Consider the following 22,258-nt stretch of genomic DNA (forward strand, 5'->3'; position numbering starts at 1 on the left):
CGCTGGGCGGTGATGCAGGATGGACGCAAATGAGTACCGACTTGAAGATCAGCACTCGCTCGACCCTCGAGCGGTACTCGGACGCGCTGGTGCACCTGTCCCACTCGATTCACGCTGAACCCGAGCTCGCGTTCGCCGAGCACAAGAGCGTGGAGAAGATCGCGGGTCTGCTGGACGGTGAGGGTTTCAAGGTCGAACGCGGTGTCGCCGACCTGGAGACCGCGTTCACGGCCACCTACGGCGACGGCGAGCTGGTGCTCGGCCTGTGCGCCGAGTACGACGCGTTGCCCGAGGTCGGGCACGCCTGCGGCCACAACGTCATCGCCGCGAGCTCGGTCGGAGCCGCTCTCGCGCTGCGCGACGTGGCCGACCGGCTCGGCATCACCGTGCGCGTCATCGGCACACCGGCCGAAGAGGTCGGCGGCGGCAAGGTGCTCATGCTGGAACGCGGTGTCTTCGACGACGTCTCGTTCTCGATGATGGTGCACCCGGCGCCGTACGAGTCGTGCGCGGCGGGCAGTCTCGCCATCACCGATCTCGAAGTGCACTACAAAGGTCGTCCGTCCCACGCCGCCGCGGCGCCCCACCTGGGCGTGAACGCCGGCGACGCGATCACGGTCGCGCAGGTCGCGATCGGTTTGCTGCGCCCGCATCTCGAGCCCGGCCAGATGGTCAGCGGCATCGTGACGCGCGGCGGCACGGTGCCGAACGTAATACCCGCCCGGACATCAGCGATGTTCGACTTGAGGGCGGAGAATCTGGAATCGTTGAAGCGTCTGGAGAACCGGATCCAGGACTGCTTCAAAGCCGGGGCTTTGGCCACCGGCTGTACCCATGAGGTCGTGCAGGTCTCTCCGATCTACGCCGAGCTGACTCCTGACCCGTGGCTCGCTGACGCCTACCGGCGTGCGGCCACCGAGCTGGGGAGACGGCTGCTGAGTCCAGAACAGGAACAGCGCGAGAAGATCGGGAGCACCGACATGGGCAACGTGACACGTGTGTTGCCCGCAATCCACCCGACCATTGCCATCGACTGCGGAGACGCGGTGAACCACCAATCTGAGTTCGCGACCGCCTGCGCGTCGCCGTCCGCCGACCGGGCGTTGCTCGAGGGAGCACTCGCCATGGCCTGGACGACGATCGCGACAGCCACAGACCCCGAGCAGCGATCGCGACTGCTCGCGCGCGGAGGTGTGGCATGACGGTTCTGGACTCCCGACCCGATCTGCCCGGAGGACCTGGGGATGCGCTTCCTTCGGCTGTGGCTGAGGGGGCTGCCAAGGTGCTGGTGACCGAGCGTGGGGTCAGCATGTCCCCTGTGGACGACCTCGGGGAAGGGCGAGGGCCTTCGTGGCTCGACGACTGGCTGACCGCGAACGCGGCCGACGTCGTCGCGTGGCGCAGGCACCTCCACGCCAACCCCGAGCTCTCCCGACGCGAGTACAACACCACCGAGCTGGTCGCGGGTCTGCTCCGCTCCGTCGGGCTGAAGCCACGCGTCCTCCCCGGCGGAACGGGCCTGATCTGCGACGTCGGCTCCGGCCCCCGTTGCGTCGCGCTGCGCGCGGACATGGACGCGCTGCCGTTGTCGGAGAACACCGGACTGGACTTCGCGTCCACAGTGGACGGTGTGTCGCACGCGTGCGGTCATGACGCGCACACGACGGTGCTGATCGGTGCCGCACTGGCCCTGGCCGCGGCGACCGAGCTGCCCGGCCGTGTGCGCCTGATCTTCCAGCCCGCCGAGGAGGTCATGCCGGGCGGCGCGCTGGACGTGCTCGCCGCGGGCGGCCTCGACGGCGTGGAGCGGATCTTCGGCCTGCACTGCGACCCGCGCCTGCAGGTCGGCCGGATCGGCACCCGCATCGGCGCCATCACCTCGGCGTCCGACCTGCTGGAGCTGCGGCTGACCTCGCCGGGCGGGCACACGTCGCGCCCGCACCTGACCGCGGACCTCGTGCACGCGCTGGGCACCGTGATCACGGGCCTGCCGACCATGCTGTCCCGCCGGGTCGACCCGAGGTCTGCCACGGTGCTCGTCTGGGGTGCCGTGCACGCCGGTCAGGCGCCGAACGCGGTGCCGCAGGACGGCGTGCTGTCCGGGACGCTGCGCACCGGCGACCGCGACATCTGGGCCGAGCTGGAGCCGCTGGTCAAGGACCTGGTGACGGGTCTGCTGCTGCCCACCGGCGTCGGGTTCGACCTGCACCACCGGCGTGGCGTGCCTCCGGTCGTCAACGACCGCGAGTCGACCATGCTGCTGCGGGCGGGCATCGAGGCTGCTCTCGGCGACGACGCGCTGGCCGGCACGGAGCAGTCGTCGGGTGGCGAGGACTTCGGGTGGTACCTGGAGCACGTGCCCGGCTCGTTCGCCCGCCTCGGCGTGTGGAACGGCGTGGAGAAGCAGCGCGACCTGCACCAGCCGACGTTCGACCTCGATGAGCGCGCGCTGCTCGTCGGTGTCCGCGTGATGGTGCACGCCGCCCTGGCCGCGCTGGCCTGACGTTCTAGTGCTCAGGGCCACCTCCGCGCCGCGGAGGTGGCCCTGAGGCCGTTCTGGGGGTCTTTAGGGGCCGATTCCCCGGCACGGACGAGTGCGCAGGTCGGCGACGTAGTCGTCCGGCGCTCCCGCTGACTCGGCGGCGTCCGCGACCACGCCGATGTAGCGCGCCGACGGCAGGCCGCCCTCGTAGGCGTCCAGGACGTACAGCCAGGCCACCACCGAGCCTTCGAGGGTCTGCACCCTCAGGCGGATCTTCTTGTAGAGGCCCAGTGCACCTTCCCAGCGGTCCAGGCGCGACTCGTCCCGTGGGGACACGTCGTACAGGACGGCGAATGTTTGGGCGTCCGGATCTTCGACGATGGTGGCGAGCGCGCCCTCCCAGCCGAGGTCCTCGCCACCGAACGTCAGACGCCAACCGACGAGCCAGCCGGTCCCCGCCATGGGGGAGTACGGGGCTCGCTCCATCATCTGGTTCGGATCCATGTTCGACCCGTACGCGGCATAGAGCGGCACGTCCGACAGCGTAGCGACCCAACGATCAGCTTTTGGTACTGGAAGACCGGGCGACACGGACCAACACCTCACCGCGTACCGTGAGCACGGCTCGTCAAGCACCGAAAGAGGGGACTGATCGTGACCCGCATCGTCATCATGGGCGGCGGACCCGCAGGTTACGAGGCAGCTCTGGTCGCCGCGCAGCACGGCGCGGACGTGACCGTGGTGGAGAACGACGGCGCGGGTGGCGCGTGCGTCCTCTACGACTGCGTCCCGAGCAAGACCTTCATCGCCTCCGCCGGTGCGCGCAGCGCGTTCCGCAACGCCGGTGAGCTGGGCATTCAGACCAACAACGACCTCGCGAACGTGGACCTGCCGGTCGTGCACGGACGGGTGAAGGGCCTCGCGCTCGCCCAGTCCGCCGACGTCCGGGCGCGGCTCCAGCGCGAGGGCGTCCGCCTGATCAACGGCCGGGCGAAGTTCTGCGACGACAGCCGCGGCCTCGCCCAGCACCGGGTCGTCGCGACCAAGTCCGACGGCACCGACGAGATCCTCAGCGCGGACGTCGTGCTGATCGCCACCGGCGCCACGCCGCGGATCATCGAGGGCGCCGAGCCGGACGGCGAGCGCATCCTCACCTGGCGCCAGATCTACGACCTGCCCGAGCTCCCCGAGCACCTGGCCGTCATCGGCTCCGGTGTGACGGGTGTCGAGTTCGCCAGCGCGTACACCGAGATGGGCGTCAAGGTCACCATGGTGTCCAGCCGCGACCGCGTCCTGCCGCACGAGGACGCCGACGCGGCCGCCGTGCTGGAGGACGTGTTCGCCGAGCGCGGCACCGAGGTCGTCAAGCACGCCCGCGCGGACCGGGTCGAGAACACCGGCGAGGGCGTCAAGATCTACCTCGAGGACGGCCGCACGATCGAGGCCAGCCACGCGCTGATGACGGTCGGTTCCGTCCCGAACACCGGCGACATCGGCCTGGACAAGATCGGCATCGAGCTCGGGCGCGGCGGCTACATCCCGGTCGACCGGGTCAGCCGCACGAACGTCAGCGGCGTCTACGCGGCGGGCGACTGCACCGGTCTGCTGCTGCTCGCCAGTGTCGCGGCCATGCAGGGCCGCATCGCGATGTGGCACGCGCTCGGCGAGGGCGTGAACCCGATCAGGCTCAAGACCGTCGCCGCGAACGTCTTCACCAACCCCGAGATCGCCACGGTCGGCATCAGCCAGCAGGTGATCGACTCGGGTGAGGTGCCCGCGCGCACGATCATGCTGCCGCTGGCGACGAACCCCCGCGCCAAGATGGAGGGTCTGCGCCGCGGCTTCGTGAAGCTGTTCTGCCGCCCGGCCACCGGTGTGGTGATCGGTGGCGTCGTCGTGGCGCCGAACGCCAGTGAGCTGATCCTGCCCATCGCTCTCGCTGTGCAGAACCAGCTCACTGTCGAGCACTTGGCGACCACGTTCTCGGTGTACCCGTCACTGTCGGGTTCGCTCACCGAGGCGGGCCGCCAGCTCATGCGGCACGACGACCTGGACTAGGACCTACTCGACCCAGTCGAAGGTCTTGGTCACGGCCTTCTTCCAGTTGGCGTACTCGGCCGCGCGGCGGGTGTCGTCCATCGACGGCTCCCACTGCTTGTCCTGCGCCCAGTTCTCGCGGATGTCGTCCTCGCCCTTCCAGAAGTCGACCGCGAGCCCGGCCGCGTAGGCCGCGCCGAGTGCGGTCGTCTCCGCGACGACGGGACGGATCACCGGCACGCCGAGGATGTCCGCCTGGAACTGCATCAGCAGCTCGTTGACGACCATGCCGCCGTCGACCTTCAACGACGTCAGCGCGACACCGGAGTCCGCGTTCATCGCGTCGATCACCTCGCGCGACTGGAAGGCCGTGGCCTCCAGTACGGCACGCGCCAGGTGTCCCTTGTTGACGAACCGGGTGAGGCCGACGATCGCGCCGCGCGCGTCGGAACGCCAGTACGGCGCGAACAGGCCGGAGAACGCGGGCACGAAGTACGCGCCGCCGTTGTCCTCGACGGACCGCGCGTGCTCCTCGATCTCGGCTGCCGTGCCGATCATGTTGAGGTTGTCGCGCAGCCACTGGACGAGCGAGCCGGTCACCGCGATGGAGCCTTCGAGCGCGTAGACCGCCGCGTTGTCGCCGATCTTGTAGCAGACCGTCGTCAGCAGGCCGTTCTCGCTCATCACCTTCTCGGTGCCGGTGTTGAGCAGGACGAAGTTGCCGGTGCCGTAGGTGTTCTTGGCTTCACCGGGCGACAGGCAGGCCTGGCCGAACGTCGCGGCCTGCTGGTCGCCGAGGATGCCGGAGATCGGCACACCGGCGAGCGCGCCGCGTTCGCGGACGTTGCCGTAGATCTCCGACGACGAGCGGATCTCCGGCAGCATGGACATCGGGATGCCCATGTCGGCGGCGATCGAGGAGTCCCACGCCAGCGTGTCCAGGTCCATGAGCATGGTGCGCGACGCGTTGGTCGGGTCGGTGGCGTGCACGCCACCGTCCGGGCCACCGGTCATGTTCCACAGGACCCAGGTGTCCATGTTGCCGAACACCAGGTCGCCCGCTTCGGCCTTCTCCCGCGCACCCTCGACGTTGTCGAGGATCCAGCGGATCTTGGGGCCGGAGAAGTAGGTCGCCAGCGGCAGGCCGACCTTCGCCCGGTAGCGGTCCTGCCCGCCACCGAGCGCACCCAGCTCCTCGACGATCTTGTCGGTGCGCGTGTCCTGCCAGACGATCGCGTTGTACACCGGCTGCCCGGTGTTCTTGTCCCACACCACCGCGGTCTCGCGCTGGTTCGTGATGCCGACGGCGACGATGTCGCCGGTGGTCAGGTCTGCCTTGGCCAGTGCGCCCGCGGCGACCTGCCTGGTGTTCTGCCAGACCTCCATCGGGTCGTGCTCGACCCAGCCCGCCTTCGGGAAGATCTGCTCGTGTTCCTTCTGGTCGACCGAAACCACCCGGCCGGAGTGGTCGAAGATCATGCAGCGGGTCGACGTCGTGCCCTGGTCGATGGCGGCCACGTACTGGGGCATTACCGACTTCCTTTCGAAACGAACCGGGTCAGACCGGGAGAACCAGGTAGAGCAGCGCGGCGAGGGCGCCACCGATCAACGGCCCGACGACCGGGATCCACGAGTAGCCCCACTCGGCGGAACCCTTGCCGCTGATGGGGAGCACCGCGTACGCGATGCGCGGACCGAGGTCACGTGCCGGGTTGATCGCGTAGCCCGTGGGACCACCCAGCGAGTTGCCGATGCCGATGACGAGGAACGCCACGGCCGCGTAACCCAGCGCCGAGTTGCCGAACTGCGGCACGCCTTCAGTGGCTTCCTTGGCGCCGGGGCTGAGGAGGATCCACAGCAGCAGCACGAACGTACCGATGATCTCCGAAACGAGGTTCCACGGCACGCTCGGCACCGTCGGTCCGGTGCAGAAGATCCCGCGGGTGTTCTGCGGTTCTTCGTGCGTGTCGAACTGCATCTTGTAGGTCAGCCACGCGAGCACCGCGCCGAGGAAGGCTCCGAGCATCTGTCCCGCCCAGTAGACGGGAACCTTGCTCCAGTCGAGCTTGTCCGCGATCGCGAGGCCGAACGTGACGGCCGGGTTGATGTGCGCGCCGCTCGGTGCGGCCACGCTGGCGCCCGCGAAGACCGCGAAACCCCAGCCGAAGTTGATGAGCAACCATCCGCCGCCGGTGCCGAGCGTGTCCTTCAGGACCACGTTCGCGACCACACCGGCACCCATCAGGATGAGAATCGCCGTGCCCAGCGTCTCCCATACGAAGATCGCGCCCAAGCTCATCCGCCGACCTCCTTGTGCCTGTTCAAGGCAGGAGCGCACTGTCCGGTCCGGGCCGCGCTGCCCACCCAACAATGTGCTCGGACGCTACTTCCCCCGCTGATCAGTTGTCTACGTCAAGTACATGAGTAGGGGTCGTTTTTGGGCCATTGGGACCTGTCGTCCTCACCCGTGGGCGAACCCGTGTTGCTGCAGGTAACGTGAGGCGCGAGTCGTTCCCAGGGAGGCGTCTGTCGTGGCAACGCGCAAGAACGCAGCTGCAGCACCGCAAACCCCATCAGCCCCTCCGATCACCGGCAGGCTCGGCCCGTCGGAGCGGGAGGAGGCGTGGTCGCGTCTGGGGTCGGAGACGTTCGACCTGGTGGTCATCGGCGGTGGTGTGGTCGGTGTGGGCGCCGCGCTCGACGCCGCGACGCGCGGCCTGCGGGTCGCGCTCGTCGAGGCGCGCGACCTCGCGTCCGGCACGTCGAGCCGGTCGAGCAAGTTGTTCCACGGCGGACTGCGCTACCTGGAGCAGCTGGAGTTCGGTCTGGTGCGGGAAGCGTTGCGGGAGCGGGAACTCCTGCTCAACCGCATCGCGCCGCACCTGGTGAAGCCGGTGGCGTTCCTGTACCCGCTGACCAACCGGATCTGGGAGCGGCCGTACACCGCGGCCGGCCTGTTCCTCTACGACTCCATGGGCGGCGCGCGGTCCGTGCCGGGCCAGAAGCACTTCACGCGGGCAGGCGCGCTACGCCTCGTGCCCGCGTTGAAACGCGACGTGCTCATCGGCGGGATCCAGTACTACGACGCACAAGCCGACGACGCGCGGCACACGATGATGGTCGGCCGCACCGCCGCGCACTACGGCGCCGTCGTGCGAACCTCGACCCAGGTCGTCGGTTTCCTGCGCGAGGCGGACCGGGTGTCCGGTGTGCGCGTGCGCGACGTCGAGGACGGCCGCGAGACCGAGGTGCGCGCGCACGCGGTGATCAACGCGACCGGCGTGTGGACCGACGAGCTGCAACGGCTTTCGGGTTCTCGCGGCAGGTTCCGGGTGCGCGCGTCGAAGGGCGTGCACATCGTCGTGCCGCGCGACCGCATCGTCGCCGAGTCCGGGATGATCCTGCGCACCGAGAAGTCCGTCCTGTTCGTCATCCCGTGGCGCAACCACTGGATCATCGGCACCACCGACACGGACTGGAACCTCGACCTCGCGCACCCGGCCGCGACCAAGAAGGACATCGACTACCTGCTGGAACACGTGAACTCCGTGCTCGCGACACCGTTGACGGTCGACGACATCGAGGGCGTCTACGCGGGACTGCGGCCGCTGCTGGCCGGTGAGTCCGAGTCGACGTCGAAGCTCTCGCGCGAGCACGCTGTCGCGCGCGTCTCGCCGGGCCTGGTCGCGATCGCGGGCGGCAAGTACACGACGTACCGCGTGATGGGCGCGGACGCCGTGGACGCCGCGTCGGTCGACGTGCCCGGCCGCATCCAGCCGTCCATCACGGACAAGGTCCCGCTCGTCGGCGCGGACGGCTACCACGCGCTGGTGAACCAGGCGGACCAGCTGGCGACCAAGCACGGCCTGCACCCGTACCGCGTGCGGCACCTGCTGGACCGCTACGGCTCGCTGGTGCACGAGGTGCTCGGCATGGCGTCGGGCAACCCCGAGCTGCTCAAGCCGATCCCGGCCGCACCGGACTACCTCCAGGTCGAGGCCGTCTACGCCGCGTCGCACGAGGGCGCCATGCACCTCGAGGACGTGCTGACCCGGCGCACCCGCATCTCCATCGAGTACCCGCACCGCGGCGTCGACTCGGCGGAGGCGGTGGCGCGGCTCGTCGCGCCGGTGCTCGGGTGGGACGAGGACGCGATCAAGCGCGAGGTCGAGGTGTACAACGCGCGGGTGGACGCGGAGCGTGCTTCGCAGACGGAGCCGGACGACTCGGCTGCGGACGCGGTGCGCGCGGCGGCACCTGAGGCGAGGGCGCAGTTGATCGAGCCGGTGAGCTGACCGCAGTGAGTTGGTCGTGAGTGATCAGGAGGCCTCTAGCACTCCTGATCACTCACGACCCCTGTAGACAAGTGCGCCGAGGCCTCGGCGAGCAGCTCGGTGAGGTGGTGGTGCAGCCGCCGGGCGTCGATGGGCGACATCGTGCTCCACGGCTGCTGCCCCGGCGTGCTGCGCCGCATCTGGAGGTAGCGGCCCTTGGGGGTGTCGAAGAAGCTGATCACGCGGTCGGGGCGGACCCGCTTGCCCCACTTGTCGCGGGCGGCGGCGCCGAACTGGCCGCGTGAGGTCACCTCGCGCACCATCTCGGAGAGCGTGTGGGCGTCGTCCTGCCGCACGCCGCGCGAACGCAGCTCGGACTCCAGCTGCTCGGGGGACTGGGCCTTCGCGGCGGAGGCGTCCAGGTCCGCCGACGGCAGGGTCACCGAGTGGCCCTCGCCCGCCGGTTGCGCCGGCAGCACGGACAGCGCCTCGCGGGGCAGGCCCTCGTAGGCCGCGGGCCGCAGGGAGATCTGGTCGTTGTCGAGCACCGCCAGCACGGCTGACTGGCCCTTGGCCGCCGCCAGGACGCGCACGCTGCGGCCCAGCCACAGTCGCCCGTCCACCTCCTGCTGCGGGCGGTTGAGGATGTGCAGCAGGTCTTCCAGCATCGGGTCGAGCGAGCGTCGGCCGCCGAGACCGCGCGATTCCAGCGCGGCCCACGCCTTGTCCTCCAGCGCGCGCCGTTCCTCGCGGGTCTTGCCCGGTGACGGCACCTTCAGCACCAGCGGCATCATCTCGAGCCTCAGGTGCTCCCAGAGCACGTCGAACTCGAGCGTCGACACGCTCACCGGGTCACGCAGGTCGTTCGTCCCGAGGTCCAAGCCGAACATGGTCATCAGTCGGTCGTGCTCTCCCCGATCACGGGCAACGTGTAGCTGCCGACACCGTAGATGTCGTCGGTCTCCCGGAGGTAGTCGGCGGCCTGGTGGACCGTCTCCTCTTCCTCCTCGTCGCGCCGCGCGCCCATCCCGCCGAACGGGTCGAACGCCGGTGGTGCCGGAGCGACGGTCCGCTTGTGGACCGTGTCCGACGAGCCGCCACCGATCGTCCCCGCCCCGCCCATCAGCGGTGCGGCGGAGTTCTGCGCGACAGCCGCCTGCTGCCCGGCCACGACCGCGCCCGCGGCCGATGAGCTCGCGGCGGTCGAGTCCGGGGCCAGCTGGTCCTTCTTGGCGACCTTGCGCTGCGCCTGACCGGGCACGACCGCACCGGACGTGCCGACGGAGCCGGCACCGCCGGAGGCCGAGCTGACCGAGGTCGACCCGCCGGACGTGTGCACGGCGGGCGCACCGGACGTGCGCGTCGTCGAGCCGCTCGTGGAAGTGGAACCGGGACCGGACGCGGAGCGAGCCGGTGGCACCGCGGCACCGCGGCCGGCAGCAGAACCCGCGCGCCGGGCGGGCACACCGGCGGTGCCGTGCGACCCGAGTCCGAACACCGGGGCGGCGCCCATGACACCGGGCCCGTCGGCCCGCACGGGGCCGGAAGCGTTGATCACCAGCTGCGGCGGCTGGTGGAACTGCCCGAGGGTCGAGGTGTTGGCGGTGGTGCTGGACGCATAGGTCGACATCACCTCGCGCGCGCGGTTCTCCGCCGCGTCGGCCGCCTGTTCCTGCTTCTCGTGGTCGGTCTGCCCGCCGAACAGGTGCGTCAGTCCGCTGACCAGCGCGTTCGGCTGCTCGGCCGTCACCGCCACCGGCGGCGGCATGTCCGAGCGCGCCTTGCTGATGTGGTCGGCCTGCAGCTCGGCGGAGATCCGCATGACCTCGGAGCCGGTCCGCGCGTCGTCGGCCCACGTGGCGAGCGGGTTCAGCCCGGCCCGCGCGACGTCCGCGGCCTTGCCCTCCCAGGACGCGCCGGAGCCCGTGATGCCGGCGTGCAGATCGCCGTTGATCTCCGTCAGCGCGGCCGACACCCCGGCCCAGCGCTCCATCGACGCGTGCGACGCCGACGGGCCCGGTCCGGCGTTGATGCTCTTGTACAGCTCCTCGTGGCTGTAGCCCTGCCAGCGGTGTTCGACCATCAGCAGCCGCCCTTGTTCATCAGCCCGGTGTTGTCACCCTCGATGACCCGGTACTGGCGTTCGACCTCGTCGAGCGAGTCCATGGCCTGCTTGAGCTGCTTCTGGTAGTTCTGCAGCGCCTCCAGGGCGGAGTCGCCCGAGGACACCGAGCGCTCGTTGAAGATCTCGGCCGCCTCGGCGGACACCGGGTCGCCTGCCCACGGCCGCACCCTGAACTCGGTCACCGCGAGCTCGATCTGCTTGTCGAGTTTCGTCAGCGCCGTCGAGAACGCGTTGCGCAGCGTGGGGATCGAACCCGGCTCGACGTTCAGCGCGTGCTGAACGGGAGGCAGGGCATCCGCTCCGCTGGTTCCTCCAGGCGGCATGGCGCGACCTCCGGCGGGTGAGTGCACGAACGTTTCGACACTCTAACCACAGGGCGTGACGCTGTGGAGTGGCCTGCGTGACATCCGCCCGTGTGGGTCAGCGCGTGTGCAGCAAACCGGCGAGCGCCGCCTCGGCCACTCGCGTCGCACCCAGACACAGATGATCTTGCTGCGTGGGCGTGGAATTGCCGCCGTCACGGAACATGACGTCGAGGAACTGTCCTTCGGCCACGTCGATCTCGACGTTGCACAGCTGCTCCATGCCGGGTGTGCGGACAGTGACGGCCGGGAAGCCGCTGACGACACCCACCTGAGCGTCGACCTGGGCGTTGTCGCTGAGCCAGACGTCCACCCCGGACGCCGTCACGAGCGCCAGCCGCGCCACGTTGCCGCCCCGCAGGCCGCGGATCGTGCACGCCCGCGCGTTGCCGAAGCTCGGCTCCACGTACGCGGTCGGCTTGCTGTCCAGTCCGAGCTGGGTGAGCTGGTCGGCGTTGAGCACCGCGCACGGGTCGACGGCGTCCAGCGGCACCTCCTGCGGCCGCGGCGGCAGCGTCACGGTGCTCGACGTCGTCGTCGGCGGGGGAGGCGGATCACCCTTGTCAGCCCGCTGCTCGGGGAGCGCGGTGCAGGCCGACGAGAGCAGAGCGGTCAGCACGAGCAAGGTCGCCGTCGTCCGCATGGCCGGTCACCGTAGCTGTTCTGGTGTCGGGTCGGTGGCCAGCCGCGACCACAGCAACATGTCTTCGCGCTGGTCATCGATGATCTTCTCTTCGCGAAGACGCCCCTCCAGGGTGAATCCGCACTTCTCCGCGACGCGCTGCGACGGCTTGTTGTTCACCCCGCACCGGTACGTGACGCGGTGCAGCTCGGCCGCCTGGAACGCCCACGGCAGCACCGCGTTCAGCGCCGTGACCGCGACGCCGCGCCCCCGGTGCCGGGGGTGGGTCCACAGCGTCACCTCGGCGAGGCCGTCCCGCGCGTAGACGTCCCGCAGCGTCACGTCGCCGAGCAGCTCGGCGGTGACCGCGTCGCAGATCGCCCAGGAGAAAGCCACGTCGCGCTCCCACTGGCGGCCGCGGAACCCGATGTACGCCCGAGCGGCCTCCGGGCTGTCGATGCCGAAGCTCGGCAGCCAGCGCTGGGTCTCGGGATCGGCGAACGCCTCGGCGATGGCGAACGCGTCCTCGATCCGGTCGTCCGACCGCAGTGCGCGCAGGTAGAACTCACCCGCGTTGATCTCAACTGGTTCCACGCCGAGCAGGCTAATGGTCGCTGGTGAACCCGTCGTACCGTTCCGCCAGCTCGTCGAGCGTCACCCGGTGCGCGGCAGCGGGCGAACCGTCCGGCGCGGTCGTCAGCTCGACGACCCAGTCCACGGCCTCGGCGTCGTCCTCGCCGGCCAGCATGTCGCGGTGCACCGCGCACGGCGACCAGCCCTCGCCTGCCAGCTCCCGCGCCAGTTCCTCCGCGTCGTCGCGGTCCGGCAGCACCAGCAGCACCATCGCGGGCACGAGCTCCCGCGCCAGCAACGCGTCCCGCAGCGCCTCGGTGTCCGGGACGTGCACGGCATCGATGCCCAACGCCCGTGCCGCGTCGACGTTCTTGGCGCTGTCGTCGCAGAAGACCGTGTGCTCTGGTCGGTAGCCCAGCACGTCGAGTGCGCGCTGGAACGCCTCGGGAGCCGGTTTCGCCACACCCATGCGGGCCGACGACACGACCGCGTCGACCTCCCGGTCCAGCCCGAGCAGCCGCAGATCGGACTCCAGCCGCGTGGTGGCGTTGCTCAGCAGCGCCACGTGGCACCGCTGCCGCGCGGCGCGCACCAGCGCGACCGCTTCACCGATCACCTCGCCCGCGTCGTTCCACGAGGCGGCCCGCGGAACGCGCTCGGCGACCGCGGCCCGCCACTGCTCGTCGGTGATCGCGCCGGTGACGGCCGCGTGCAGCAGCGCAGGCTCGAACGCGACCTCGAGAATCGCCGGGTCGGTCGCGGTGAACCGGCGCAGGACCCCGTCGAGGTCCAGCAACAGCAACGGTTTCAGCGCGGCCGCCTGCCCTGCGCCGCGCCGAACAGCATCGCCGCGATGGGGATGATCAGCAGCAGCAACCACAGCTTCGTGAAGAACACGAGCGCGACGACAGCGAGCCCGATCGCCGGGATCACCGCGCCCTGCCACCTCGGCACGGGGGAGACGGCGCCGCTGTCCTGCGGGTACAACGGCATGGGCATGCCGAACGTCGGCCGCGGGTCGGGGAGGTCGGTGAACAACGCGAGCAGCTCACCGCGCGTCTTGGCCGTGGTGATCTTCGCGGAGCGCTCGCCGTACTCCTCCACGTCGATGCGCCCGGCCGACATGTGCTCACCGAGCACCTGCAGGGCCTGGCTTCGCTCGTCGTCACCGATCCGGATGTCCCGCGGCGGGATCTCGCTCACACCGTCAATCCTAGGCGCGTCCCGCCGCGGGGCCGGTCACTCAGTCCTTGATCTCACAGATGACGGTGCCCTGGGTGATCGGATCGCCGGGCGCGGCCGCCAGACCCGTCACGGTGCCCGCCTTGTGGGCCGTCACCGGGTTCTCCATCTTCATGGCCTCCAGCACGACGATCAGCTCGCCCGCCTCGACCTGCTGGCCGTCCTCGACGGCGACCTTCACGATCGTGCCCTGCATCGGCGCGGCCACCGCGTCACCGGAGACGGCGGCCGTGGCCTTGCCCGCCCGCTTGCGCGGCTTGGCCTTGGCGCTCTTCGCGCCGCCACCGCCACCACCGATCGCGAGGTCACCGGGCAGCGACACCTCGAGGCGACGGCCACCGACCTCGACCACGACGGTCTGGCGCGGCGTCTCCTCGTCGGACTCGGCGGCGCCACCGCTGAACGGCTCGACCGTGTTGTCCCACTCGGTCTCGATCCACCGGGTGTGCACGGTGAAGCCCTCGGACTTCTCGGCGGTGAACGCCGGGTCGCGCACGATCGCGCGGTGGAACGGCAGCACGGTCGCCATGCCGTCGACGACCATCTCGTCCAGCGCGCGGCGCGCGCGGGCGAGCGCCTGGTCGCGGTCCTCACCGGTGACGATCAGCTTGGCGAGCAGCGAGTCGAACTGGCCGCCGATCACCGTGCCGCTCTCGACACCGGCGTCCACCCGGACGCCGGGGCCGGACGGGGCGGTGAACGTCGTGACGGTGCCCGGTGCGGGCAGGAAGCCGCGGCCGGCGTCCTCGCCGTTGATGCGGAACTCGATGGAGTGCGCACGCGGCGCGGGGTCCTCGGTGAAGCGCAGCCGCTCGCCGGCGGCGATGCGGAACTGCTCGCGCACCAGGTCGATGCCGGTGGTCTCCTCGGAGACCGGGTGCTCGACCTGCAGTCGCGTGTTCACCTCGAGGAACGAGATGGTGCCGTCGACGGCGACGAGGTACTCGACGGTGCCGGCACCGTGGTAGCCGGCCTCCTTGCAGATGGCGCGCGCGGAGGTGTGGATGGACGCGCGCTGCTCGTCGGTGAGGAACGGCGCGGGCGCCTCCTCGACCAGCTTCTGGTGGCGGCGCTGCAGCGAGCAGTCGCGGGTGCCGACGACGATCACGTTGCCGTGCGTGTCCGCGAGGACCTGGGCCTCGACGTGGCGCGGCTTGTCCAGGTAGCGCTCGACGAAGCACTCGCCGCGGCCGAAGGCGGTGACCGCCTCGCGGACGGCGCTGTCGAACAGCTCGGGGATCTCCTCCAGCGTGCGGGCGACCTTGAGTCCGCGACCGCCACCACCGAACGCCGCCTTGATGGCGACCGGGAGACCGTGTTCCTGCGCGAAGGCGATGATCTCGTCCGGCCCGGACACGGGGTCCTTGGTGCCGGGGACGAGCGGCGCGCCCGCGCGCATCGCGATGTGCCGCGCGGTGACCTTGTCACCCAGGTCGCGGATCGCCTGCGGCGTCGGGCCGATCCAGATGAGGCCCGCGTCCATCACGGCCTGGGCGAACTCGGCGTTCTCGGAGAGGAAGCCGTAGCCGGGGTGCACCGAGTCCGCGCCGGAGCGCTTGGCGACGTCCAGCAGCTTGTCGACGGAGAGGTAGCTCTCGCCGGGCGTGTTGCCGCCGAGCGCGAACGCCTCGTCGGCCAGCCGGACGAAAGGTGCGTCCCTGTCCGGGTCCGCGTAGACCGCGACACTGGCCAGCCCGGCGTCCCGACAGGCGCGGATGACCCGGACGGCGATCTCACCGCGGTTGGCGACGAGGACCTTGCGCAGCGACACGACGTCCTACCTCCCTGAACTCGCGAGTAACTTGAGCTGGGTTCGAAGTTTACGGACGTTCGCCCGCCGCACCAGGGAGAGCCACCTCACTCCGGACGCGGATCGGGAACAATCACGCCGTGCGCACCTCCAAGCCCGTGCTGGTCACCGCGATCGCCGCTGCTCTCGTGACGGCAGCGGGCATGGCGTACGCGTACGCCCAGCGTCCGTCAGCCCAGGACGAGGCGGGTGGCGACGCCAACCTGCGGTGCGGGACGACCGTCTGCCAGTCCGTCATCGGTCGCGGCGTCGACGGCGACATGGTCGAGGCGCTGACCGGTGCCGGCGGCGGCCGGATCAGGGTGACCAACTCGTCCGGGGCGTTCTTCATCTTCGAGATGACGATCGCCGAGGCCGGCGCGAAGGTGGAGGGCGACAAGGCGCTGGAGTGCGCGACGGCGCCGTCGGTCGACGTGTGCCTGGTGCGCGGCACGAAGGGCGCCGACGTGCTCGGCGAGGCGCTGGTGCGGCGCGGCGGCGTGTGGAGCAGGGTGTCCGCCACGTACCTGTCGACCGGTGCCTACCTGGCGCTGCACGACGTCGACAAGGACGGCGTGGTCGACGTCGTCGCCGTTCAGCGCGGCTGCGAGGGGAAGTGCGCGTTCACGCAGGTCTTCCGGGTGGTCGGCGACGACCTGGGCTGCACGCCGCCCGTCGACACGGCGGAGCAGGCCAACCGCACGCCGGAGCTGTCGCAGTTGCGCCCCTGTGCCGAGGCTTAGCAGTCCACGCGTCGGCTGCTCAGGCCCGAGAGCCCTCGGATGATGGCTTCGCGGCAGCGGGTCTCGCCGTCCACGTGCATCCGCATCCGGAGGTAGACGACGCCGTCGTCCTTGCTCGTCCGGTCGACGACCTCGACCTCATCGCTGCCGACGAACTGCCCGGCGCGCGCGGCGGCGGCGACGTCGGAGAGGAGGCGCTGCTCGGCCCGGTCCACGTGGTCGGCGAACGGCCAGAACGGCACGCCGTACGCGATGGGGTCGCTGGCGAGCACCTGCCCCACGCCCCACGACCCGGCGACAGCCCCGAGCACCGCGAGCACGGCGAGGATCCGCCGACGCCGGCCTTCGCGTCCCGATCCGCGTTCGGTCAGTACGAGTACCCGGCGATTCACAACAAGAGCTTGCCCGCGCAACCGCCACACCCGCATCGGTAGTACTACGTGCTCTGACAAACTCACGCCGTGCGCGTAGTCCTCGCTTCCCAGTCGCCCGCCCGTCTCAACGTCCTGCGCTCCGCCGGGGTCGACCCCGAGGTGCGGGTGTCCGGCGTGGACGAGGAGGAGCTGCAGGCGTCACTCGACAACCCGACCCCGGCCGAGATCGTGGTCGCCCTGTCGAACGCGAAGGCCGAGGTCGTCGCGACTTCCGTCGAGGGTGACGCGGTGGTGATCGGCTGCGACTCCATGCTGGAGTTCGACGGCGAGGTCGTCGGCAAGCCCGCCACCGTCGAGGTCGCCCGCGACCGCTGGCAGCGCATGGCTGGCAAGACCGGCGTCCTGATCACCGGCCACACCGTGCTGCGCGTGTCCGCGGGCGAGATCACCGCGCGCGCCTCGTCCGCCGAGCCGACGACCGTCCGCTTCGGCACCCCGACCGACCGCGAGCTGGAGGCCTACCTGGCGTCCGGCGAACCGATGCACGTGGCGGGCGCGTTCACGATCGACGGCCGCGGCGGCTGGTTCGTCGACGGCCTCGACGGCGACCACTCCAGCGTCATCGGCATCAGCCTCCCGCTGACCCGCCGCCTGCTGGCGTCCGTCGGGGTCTCGATCGCCGACCTCTGGTAGATCCTCGTCACATTTCCCCTGATCAGGGAAGGTCTCGTCGTTGCTCGGGTGTTGAGCCTGGCGATGAACGAGTTGCTGACGCGTCGCCGTCACATCGACCTGGGTCGCAGGACGACCGCGGGCTGTACGGGCTGAACCGCCCCCAGCCCTCGTTCGCTCATCCCCTGCAGGAGATCCTGTGTCGCTCGTCAGCACCTACCGCAAGCCGAAGGTATTCGGCACCGCCGTCCTCGCCGCCCTCGTACTGGGCGCACTCGCCGGCTGGCTCGGCAAGAACACCTGGGTCGCGTCCGCGCTCGACCGCATCGGTGACGTCTTCACCAGCCTGTTGCAGCTCACCGTCATCCCGCTCGTCTTCACCGCGATCATCGTCGGCATCACGTCGCTGCGCGGCCTCGGTGGCGGGCGCACCGCCGCCCGGCTCGGCGGGAAGACCTTCCTCTGGTTCGGGATCACGTCCTTCATCGCCGTGCTCATCGGGCTCGCGATCGCGTTGATCTTCAAGCCTGGGCTCGGAGTGCAGGTGACGCCCAGCCAGGCCGCGGTCGACAAGCTCGCCGCTCGTGCTTCCGGGTCGTGGAGCGGACTTCTGGACAGCCTGATCCCGTCCAACCTGTTCGCCGCCTTCACCGAGGGCGAGGTGCTGCAGGTCGTGTTCATCGCCGTGCTGGTCGGGTTCGCCGCCTACGCTCTGGGTGAGAAGGCCGCGCCGTTCGTCGCGTTGAACCAGTCGGTGTTCGACCTGGTGCAGAAGGTCGTCGGGTGGATCATCCTGCTGGCGCCGCTCGGTGTGTTCGGGTTGATCGGCAACGCCTTCGCCACCTACGGCAACGCGTTCGTGCGACCGCTGTTCTCGTTGATCGCCGCGGTGTACGGCGGGACGTTGCTCGTGTTGTTCGTCGTGTACCCGTTGCTGCTCAAGTTCGTCGGGCGTGTCAGTCCCGTTGAGTTCTTCCGCAAGGCTTGGAACGCCATCCAGTTCGCGTTCGTGTCTCGGTCCTCCGGCGCTACGTTGCCGTTGAGCCGTCAGGCTGCTGTGGACCTCGGGGTGCCTTCCAACTACGCGTCGTTCGCCGTGCCGTTGGGGACTACGACCAAGATGGACGGTTGCGCTGCCGTTTACCCCGCTATTGCGACTGTCTTCATCGCCAACCTGTTCGGGGTTCAGCTCGGGGTTTGGCAGTACGTGGGGATTGTGGCTGTCGCGGTGTTCGGGGCTCTTGCCACTGCCGGGACCACCGGGTGGTTCACCATGCTCACGCTGACGTTGAGTGTGGTTGGGTTGCCGCCTCAGGTGATCGCCACCGGTGTTGCTGTCGTGTACGCGATCGACCCGATCTTGGACATGATCCGGACTGCTACCAACGTCGCCGGGCAGATCACCGTGCCGGTGCTGGTGGCGCGGAGCGAAGGTCTGATCTCCGACGGTGCCCCTGAGGACGCGCCGGTGGCCGTCCCCGTGGCTGCCTGACCTCCTGGTGCGGGGTGGTTGGGGCTCCCGCCCCTTGCCCCCGGCCGGGGCTCCGCCCCGGACCCCGGCACCACCGGAGGCCTGTGCTTGCTTTTCGTAGATGGTTGCTTGGTGGTTTGTGCGCCTTCGGCGCTCTGGGTTCTTCTCGTGTGACATGGCACGATCACGCACGTGACCAGCACACCTGCCGAGGCGCAGCGTCTGCGTGACCTCGCCCTGCTGCGCCGGGTCCGCGACCGGATGGATCGGGAGTACGCGCAGCCGCTGGATGTCGAGGCGCTCGCACGTGGCGTGAACATGTCGGCGGGTCACCTCAGCCGCCAGTTCAAGCTGGCTTACGGAGAGTCGCCGTACAGCTACCTGATGACGCGGCGCATCGAGCGTGCGATGGCGCTGTTGCGTCGTGGCGACCTGAGTGTCACCGAGGTCTGCTTCGCGGTCGGCTGCCAGTCGCTGGGTACTTTCAGCACGCGCTTCACCGAGCTCGTCGGCATGCCGCCCAGTGCCTACCGGCAGGAGGCGGCGCTGGAGACCGAGGGCATGGCGCCGTGCGTCGCCAAGCAGGTCACCAGACCGGTCAGGAATCAAGAAGCGCGGGCTTCGACCCCGACTTAGTGTTTCCGCCATGGACGTCAACATTCACGCGAGCTTCCTCCCGCACAACGACCCGGCCGCCGCGATCGCCTTCTACCGCGACACTCTCGGCTTCGAGATCCGCAACGACGTCGGCTACAACGGGATGCACTGGATCACCGTCGGTCCCGCGAACCAGCCCGACACGAACATCGTGTTGTACCCGCCGGAGGCCACGCCCGGTCTCACCGACGACGAGCGCAGGCTCATCACCGAGATGATGGCCAAGGGCACCTTCGGCAACGTCAGCCTGGCGACCAAGGACCTCGACGGCTACTTCGACCAGCTGCAGGCCAAGGGTGCCGAGGTCGTCCAGGAACCGACCGACCAGCCGTACGGCGTGCGCGACTGCGCATTCCGCGACCCCGCGGGAAACCTCATCCGCATCCAGGGACTGAGCTGACGCGGACAGATGGAGACACCGGTGAGCAAGCCCAAGAAGACGACTGAGCAGCACGACGCCGACAGTCACGACCTGATTCGCGTGCACGGCGCGCGTGAGAACAACCTCAAGGACGTCAGCATCGAGATCCCGAAGCGCCGGCTCACGGTGTTCACCGGGGTCTCGGGCTCGGGCAAGAGCTCGCTGGTGTTCGACACGATCGCCGCCGAGTCGCAGCGGCTGATCAACGAGACGTACAGCACGTTCGTGCAGGGTTTCATGCCGACGCTGGCGCGGCCCGAGGTCGACGTGCTCGACGGGTTGACCACCGCGATCATCGTGGACCAGCAGCGGATCGGGTCCGACCCCCGTTCCACCGTCGGCACCGCGACCGATGCGAACGCGATGCTGCGCATCCTCTTCAGCCGGCTCGGCAAGCCGCACATCGGTACGCAGCAGGCGTTCTCGTTCAACGTCGCCTCGATCAGCGGAGCGGGTGCGGTCACGATCGAGAAGGCCGGGCAGAAGGTGAAGGAGCGGCGCAGCTTCAGCATCACCGGCGGCATGTGCACGCGCTGCGAGGGCCGGGGGTCGGTGAACGACATCGACCTGACCCAGATCTACGACGACAGCAAGTCGCTCAACGACGGCGCGGTCACGATCCCCGGCTACAGCATGGACGGCTGGTACGGCCGCATCTACCGCGGCAGCGGGTTCTTCGACCCGGACAAGCCGATCAGCAAGTTCACCAAGAAGCAGCTGCACGACCTGCTGTACAAGGAACCGACCAAGATCAAGGTCGACGGCATCAACCTGACCTACGCGGGGCTGGTCCCGCAGATCCAGAAGTCGTTCCTCTCCAAGGAGGTCGACGCGCTGCAGCCGCACATCCGCGCCTTCGTGGAGCGGGTGGTGACGTTCCAGACGTGTCCTGAGTGCGACGGCACCCGGCTCAGCGAGCTGGCCCGGTCGTCGAAGATCAAGAAGATCAGCATCGCCGACGCCTGCGCGATGCAGATCAGCGACCTCGCCGAGTGGGTGCGCGGGCTGAAGGAGCCGTCCGTCGCGCCGCTGCTGACGACGCTCGTGCGCACGCTCGACTCGTTCGTCGAGATCGGGCTCGGCTACCTCAGCCTGAACCGCGCGACGGGCACGCTGTCCGGGGGTGAGGCGCAGCGCACCAAGATGATCCGCCACCTCGGGTCGGCGCTCACCGACGTCACCTACGTCTTCGACGAGCCGACGATCGGCATGCACCCGCACGACATCCAGCGGATGAACGCCCTGCTGCGGCAGTTGCGCGACAAGGGGAACACCGTGCTGGTCGTGGAGCACAAGCCGGAGGCGATCGCGATCGCCGACCACGTCGTCGACCTCGGCCCGCGGGCGGGTACCGAGGGCGGCCAGGTGGTGTTCGAGGGCACCGTCGAGGGACTGCGGGCGAGCGGCACGCTCACCGGGCGGCACCTGGACGACCGCGCCTCGCTGAAGGAGTCGGTGCGGACGCCGTCGGGTGCGCTGGAGGTGCGCGGCGCCGACACCCACAACCTGCGGAACGTCGACGTGGACATCCCGCTCGGCGTGCTGACCGTGATCACCGGGGTGGCGGGCTCCGGCAAGAGCTCGCTGATCCACGGCTCGGTGTCCAAACGGGACGGCGTGGTGCTGGTCGACCAGACCCCGATCCGCGGCTCCCGGCGGAGCAACCCGGCGACCTACACCGGCCTGCTCGAGCCGATCCGCAAGGCGTTCGCCAAGGCCAACGGCGTGAAGCCCGCGTTGTTCAGCGCGAACTCCGAGGGCGCCTGCCCCGCCTGCAACGGTGCCGGCGTCATCTACACCGACCTGGGGATCATGGCTGGTGTCGCCGCCACCTGCGACGTGTGCGAGGGCAAGCGGTTCGACGCGGACGTGCTGGAGTACCACCTCGGCGGCCGCGACATCAGCGAGGTGCTCGCGATGTCGGCGACCGAGGCCGAGAAGTTCTTCGGCACCGGCGAGGCGCGCACGCCCGCCGCGCACGCCGTGCTCGAACGGCTCGTCGACGTCGGGCTCGGCTACCTCACCATCGGCCAGCCGCTGACCACGCTGTCCGGCGGCGAGCGGCAGCGGCTCAAGATGGCCACCCACATGGGCGACAAGGGCGGCGTCTACGTGCTCGACGAACCGACCACCGGCCTGCACCTCGCCGACGTCGAGCACCTGCTCGCCCTGCTCGACCGGCTCGTCGACGCGGGCAAGTCGGTCATCGTCATCGAGCACCACCAGGCGGTCATGGCGCACGCCGACTGGATCATCGACCTCGGTCCCGGTGCGGGCCACGACGGCGGCAAGGTCGTCTTCGAGGGCACGCCCGCCGACCTCGTCGCCAAGCGCTCCACCCTCACCGGTGAGCACCTGGCGGACTACGTCAGCGCCTGACCGAACCGACGGGGGCACCTGCGTGCAGGTGCCCC

General features: G+C 69.7%; 22 protein-coding genes. 10 read left to right on the plus strand and 12 right to left on the minus strand.

What is annotated here, in order from left to right:
* Positions 1–29 precede the first annotated feature (29 nt).
* Together FKR81_RS28735 and FKR81_RS28740 are read left to right on the plus strand one after the other, a co-directional pair.
* Positions 30–1,202, plus strand: a complete 1,173-nt coding sequence (locus tag FKR81_RS28735; RefSeq protein ID WP_146356447.1) for a M20 family metallopeptidase — start codon at positions 30–32, stop codon at positions 1,200–1,202.
* The gene (locus FKR81_RS28740; RefSeq protein ID WP_146356448.1) at positions 1,199–2,503 is read left to right on the plus strand and encodes a M20 family metallopeptidase; all 1,305 of its coding nucleotides are present in this window, start codon (positions 1,199–1,201) and stop codon (positions 2,501–2,503) included. The genes FKR81_RS28735 and FKR81_RS28740 overlap by 4 nt, the downstream gene beginning before the upstream one ends.
* A 63-nt stretch (positions 2,504–2,566) precedes the next feature.
* Here FKR81_RS28740 and FKR81_RS28745 read toward each other — a convergent pair whose 3' ends face one another.
* A complete protein-coding gene (locus FKR81_RS28745; protein WP_146356449.1) occupies positions 2,567–3,016 on the minus strand; it encodes a gamma-glutamylcyclotransferase in 450 nt (149 codons plus the stop codon).
* Between the two features lie 120 nt (positions 3,017–3,136).
* Between FKR81_RS28745 and FKR81_RS28750 the strand changes: the two genes are divergently transcribed.
* The gene (locus FKR81_RS28750) at positions 3,137–4,540 is read left to right on the plus strand and encodes an NAD(P)H-quinone dehydrogenase (protein WP_146356450.1); all 1,404 of its coding nucleotides are present in this window, start codon (positions 3,137–3,139) and stop codon (positions 4,538–4,540) included.
* A 3-nt stretch (positions 4,541–4,543) separates the two neighbouring features.
* Here FKR81_RS28750 and glpK read toward each other — a convergent pair whose 3' ends face one another.
* Both glpK and FKR81_RS28760 read right to left on the minus strand, forming a co-directional pair.
* Positions 4,544–6,049, minus strand: coding sequence for a glycerol kinase GlpK (gene glpK / locus FKR81_RS28755; protein WP_146356452.1), 1,506 nt, complete (start codon positions 6,047–6,049; stop codon positions 4,544–4,546).
* A gap of 28 nt (positions 6,050–6,077) precedes the next feature.
* Positions 6,078–6,818, minus strand: coding sequence for an MIP/aquaporin family protein (locus FKR81_RS28760; RefSeq protein ID WP_146356454.1), 741 nt, complete (start codon positions 6,816–6,818; stop codon positions 6,078–6,080).
* A 286-nt stretch (positions 6,819–7,104) separates the two neighbouring features.
* On the opposite strand from FKR81_RS28760, the gene glpD reads away from it, so the two are divergent.
* On the plus strand, positions 7,105–8,814 hold the full coding sequence (gene glpD, locus FKR81_RS28765; RefSeq protein WP_146356632.1) for a glycerol-3-phosphate dehydrogenase: 1,710 nt from the start codon (positions 7,105–7,107) through the stop codon (positions 8,812–8,814).
* Positions 8,815–8,849: 35 nt separating this feature from the next.
* Here glpD and FKR81_RS28770 read toward each other — a convergent pair whose 3' ends face one another.
* The 8 genes from FKR81_RS28770 to FKR81_RS28805 all read right to left on the minus strand — a co-directional run bounded on the left by FKR81_RS28770 (position 8,850) and on the right by FKR81_RS28805 (position 15,488).
* A complete protein-coding gene (locus FKR81_RS28770; protein ID WP_146356456.1) occupies positions 8,850–9,689 on the minus strand; it encodes an ESX secretion-associated protein EspG in 840 nt (279 codons plus the stop codon).
* Positions 9,689–10,876: a PPE domain-containing protein gene (locus tag FKR81_RS28775; protein WP_235921828.1), complete on the minus strand. Its 1,188-nt coding sequence runs from the start codon at positions 10,874–10,876 to the stop codon at positions 9,689–9,691. The genes FKR81_RS28770 and FKR81_RS28775 overlap by 1 nt, the downstream gene beginning before the upstream one ends.
* Entirely contained in the window at positions 10,876–11,241 is a 366-nt protein-coding gene (locus FKR81_RS28780) for a transcriptional regulator (RefSeq protein ID WP_146356460.1), read from the minus strand. Before FKR81_RS28780 ends, FKR81_RS28775 begins: the two co-directional genes overlap by 1 nt.
* 97 nt (positions 11,242–11,338) lie before the next feature.
* Positions 11,339–11,923 (minus strand): DUF3558 domain-containing protein, encoded by a 585-nt coding sequence (locus FKR81_RS28785; protein ID WP_146356462.1) that lies wholly within the window; start codon positions 11,921–11,923, stop codon positions 11,339–11,341.
* A gap of 6 nt (positions 11,924–11,929) precedes the next feature.
* Positions 11,930–12,496 (minus strand): GNAT family N-acetyltransferase, encoded by a 567-nt coding sequence (locus tag FKR81_RS28790; RefSeq protein ID WP_186763223.1) that lies wholly within the window; start codon positions 12,494–12,496, stop codon positions 11,930–11,932.
* A 10-nt stretch (positions 12,497–12,506) separates the two neighbouring features.
* Positions 12,507–13,277, minus strand: a complete 771-nt coding sequence (locus tag FKR81_RS28795) for an HAD-IA family hydrolase (protein WP_186763224.1) — start codon at positions 13,275–13,277, stop codon at positions 12,507–12,509.
* Positions 13,278–13,282: 5 nt separating this feature from the next.
* Positions 13,283–13,678, minus strand: a complete 396-nt coding sequence (locus FKR81_RS28800; RefSeq protein ID WP_146356468.1) for a DUF1707 SHOCT-like domain-containing protein — start codon at positions 13,676–13,678, stop codon at positions 13,283–13,285.
* A 40-nt stretch (positions 13,679–13,718) separates the two neighbouring features.
* Positions 13,719–15,488: an acetyl/propionyl/methylcrotonyl-CoA carboxylase subunit alpha gene (locus FKR81_RS28805; RefSeq protein WP_146356470.1), complete on the minus strand. Its 1,770-nt coding sequence runs from the start codon at positions 15,486–15,488 to the stop codon at positions 13,719–13,721.
* A gap of 119 nt (positions 15,489–15,607) precedes the next feature.
* On the opposite strand from FKR81_RS28805, the gene FKR81_RS28810 reads away from it, so the two are divergent.
* Positions 15,608–16,249, plus strand: coding sequence for a hypothetical protein (locus FKR81_RS28810; RefSeq protein WP_146356472.1), 642 nt, complete (start codon positions 15,608–15,610; stop codon positions 16,247–16,249).
* On the opposite strand, the gene FKR81_RS28815 is transcribed toward FKR81_RS28810, so the two are convergent.
* Complete coding sequence (locus FKR81_RS28815) at positions 16,246–16,641, minus strand: hypothetical protein (protein ID WP_146356474.1); 396 nt, start codon at positions 16,639–16,641, stop codon at positions 16,246–16,248. The two genes, FKR81_RS28810 and FKR81_RS28815, sit on opposite strands and share 4 nt — an antisense overlap.
* A 69-nt stretch (positions 16,642–16,710) precedes the next feature.
* On the opposite strand from FKR81_RS28815, the gene FKR81_RS28820 reads away from it, so the two are divergent.
* From FKR81_RS28820 to FKR81_RS28840, 5 genes are all read left to right on the plus strand, one after another.
* Entirely contained in the window at positions 16,711–17,316 is a 606-nt protein-coding gene (locus FKR81_RS28820; RefSeq protein WP_146356476.1) for a Maf family protein, read from the plus strand.
* A 178-nt stretch (positions 17,317–17,494) separates the two neighbouring features.
* The gene (locus tag FKR81_RS28825; protein ID WP_146356478.1) at positions 17,495–18,787 is read left to right on the plus strand and encodes a dicarboxylate/amino acid:cation symporter; all 1,293 of its coding nucleotides are present in this window, start codon (positions 17,495–17,497) and stop codon (positions 18,785–18,787) included.
* 171 nt (positions 18,788–18,958) lie between these two features.
* The gene (locus FKR81_RS28830; protein ID WP_146356480.1) at positions 18,959–19,402 is read left to right on the plus strand and encodes a helix-turn-helix transcriptional regulator; all 444 of its coding nucleotides are present in this window, start codon (positions 18,959–18,961) and stop codon (positions 19,400–19,402) included.
* 10 nt (positions 19,403–19,412) lie between these two features.
* Complete coding sequence (locus FKR81_RS28835; protein WP_146356481.1) at positions 19,413–19,823, plus strand: VOC family protein; 411 nt, start codon at positions 19,413–19,415, stop codon at positions 19,821–19,823.
* 9 nt (positions 19,824–19,832) lie between these two features.
* Positions 19,833–22,223, plus strand: a complete 2,391-nt coding sequence (locus FKR81_RS28840) for an ATP-binding cassette domain-containing protein (RefSeq protein ID WP_146356482.1) — start codon at positions 19,833–19,835, stop codon at positions 22,221–22,223.
* Positions 22,224–22,258 lie beyond the last annotated feature (35 nt).

It is taken from the genome of Lentzea tibetensis (genome assembly GCF_007845675.1).
In the GTDB taxonomy this organism is placed as follows: Bacteria; Actinomycetota; Actinomycetes; order Mycobacteriales; family Pseudonocardiaceae; genus Lentzea; species Lentzea tibetensis.

Excerpts from the sequence above, each read along its gene's own strand:
- FKR81_RS28740 (WP_146356448.1), top strand. The coding sequence starts at position 1,199 with ATGACGGTTCTGGACTCCCGACCCGATCTGCCCGGAGGACCTGGGGAT.
- FKR81_RS28775 (WP_235921828.1), bottom strand. The coding sequence starts at position 10,876 with ATGGTCGAACACCGCTGGCAGGGCTACAGCCACGAGGAGCTGTACAAG.
- glpK (WP_146356452.1), bottom strand. The coding sequence starts at position 6,049 with ATGCCCCAGTACGTGGCCGCCATCGACCAGGGCACGACGTCGACCCGC.
- FKR81_RS28780 (WP_146356460.1), bottom strand. The coding sequence starts at position 11,241 with ATGCCGCCTGGAGGAACCAGCGGAGCGGATGCCCTGCCTCCCGTTCAG.
- FKR81_RS28835 (WP_146356481.1), top strand. The coding sequence starts at position 19,413 with ATGGACGTCAACATTCACGCGAGCTTCCTCCCGCACAACGACCCGGCC.
- FKR81_RS28735 (WP_146356447.1), top strand. The coding sequence starts at position 30 with ATGAGTACCGACTTGAAGATCAGCACTCGCTCGACCCTCGAGCGGTAC.
- FKR81_RS28770 (WP_146356456.1), bottom strand. The coding sequence starts at position 9,689 with ATGACCATGTTCGGCTTGGACCTCGGGACGAACGACCTGCGTGACCCG.
- FKR81_RS28760 (WP_146356454.1), bottom strand. The coding sequence starts at position 6,818 with ATGAGCTTGGGCGCGATCTTCGTATGGGAGACGCTGGGCACGGCGATT.
- FKR81_RS28840 (WP_146356482.1), top strand. The coding sequence starts at position 19,833 with ATGGAGACACCGGTGAGCAAGCCCAAGAAGACGACTGAGCAGCACGAC.
- FKR81_RS28785 (WP_146356462.1), bottom strand. The coding sequence starts at position 11,923 with ATGCGGACGACGGCGACCTTGCTCGTGCTGACCGCTCTGCTCTCGTCG.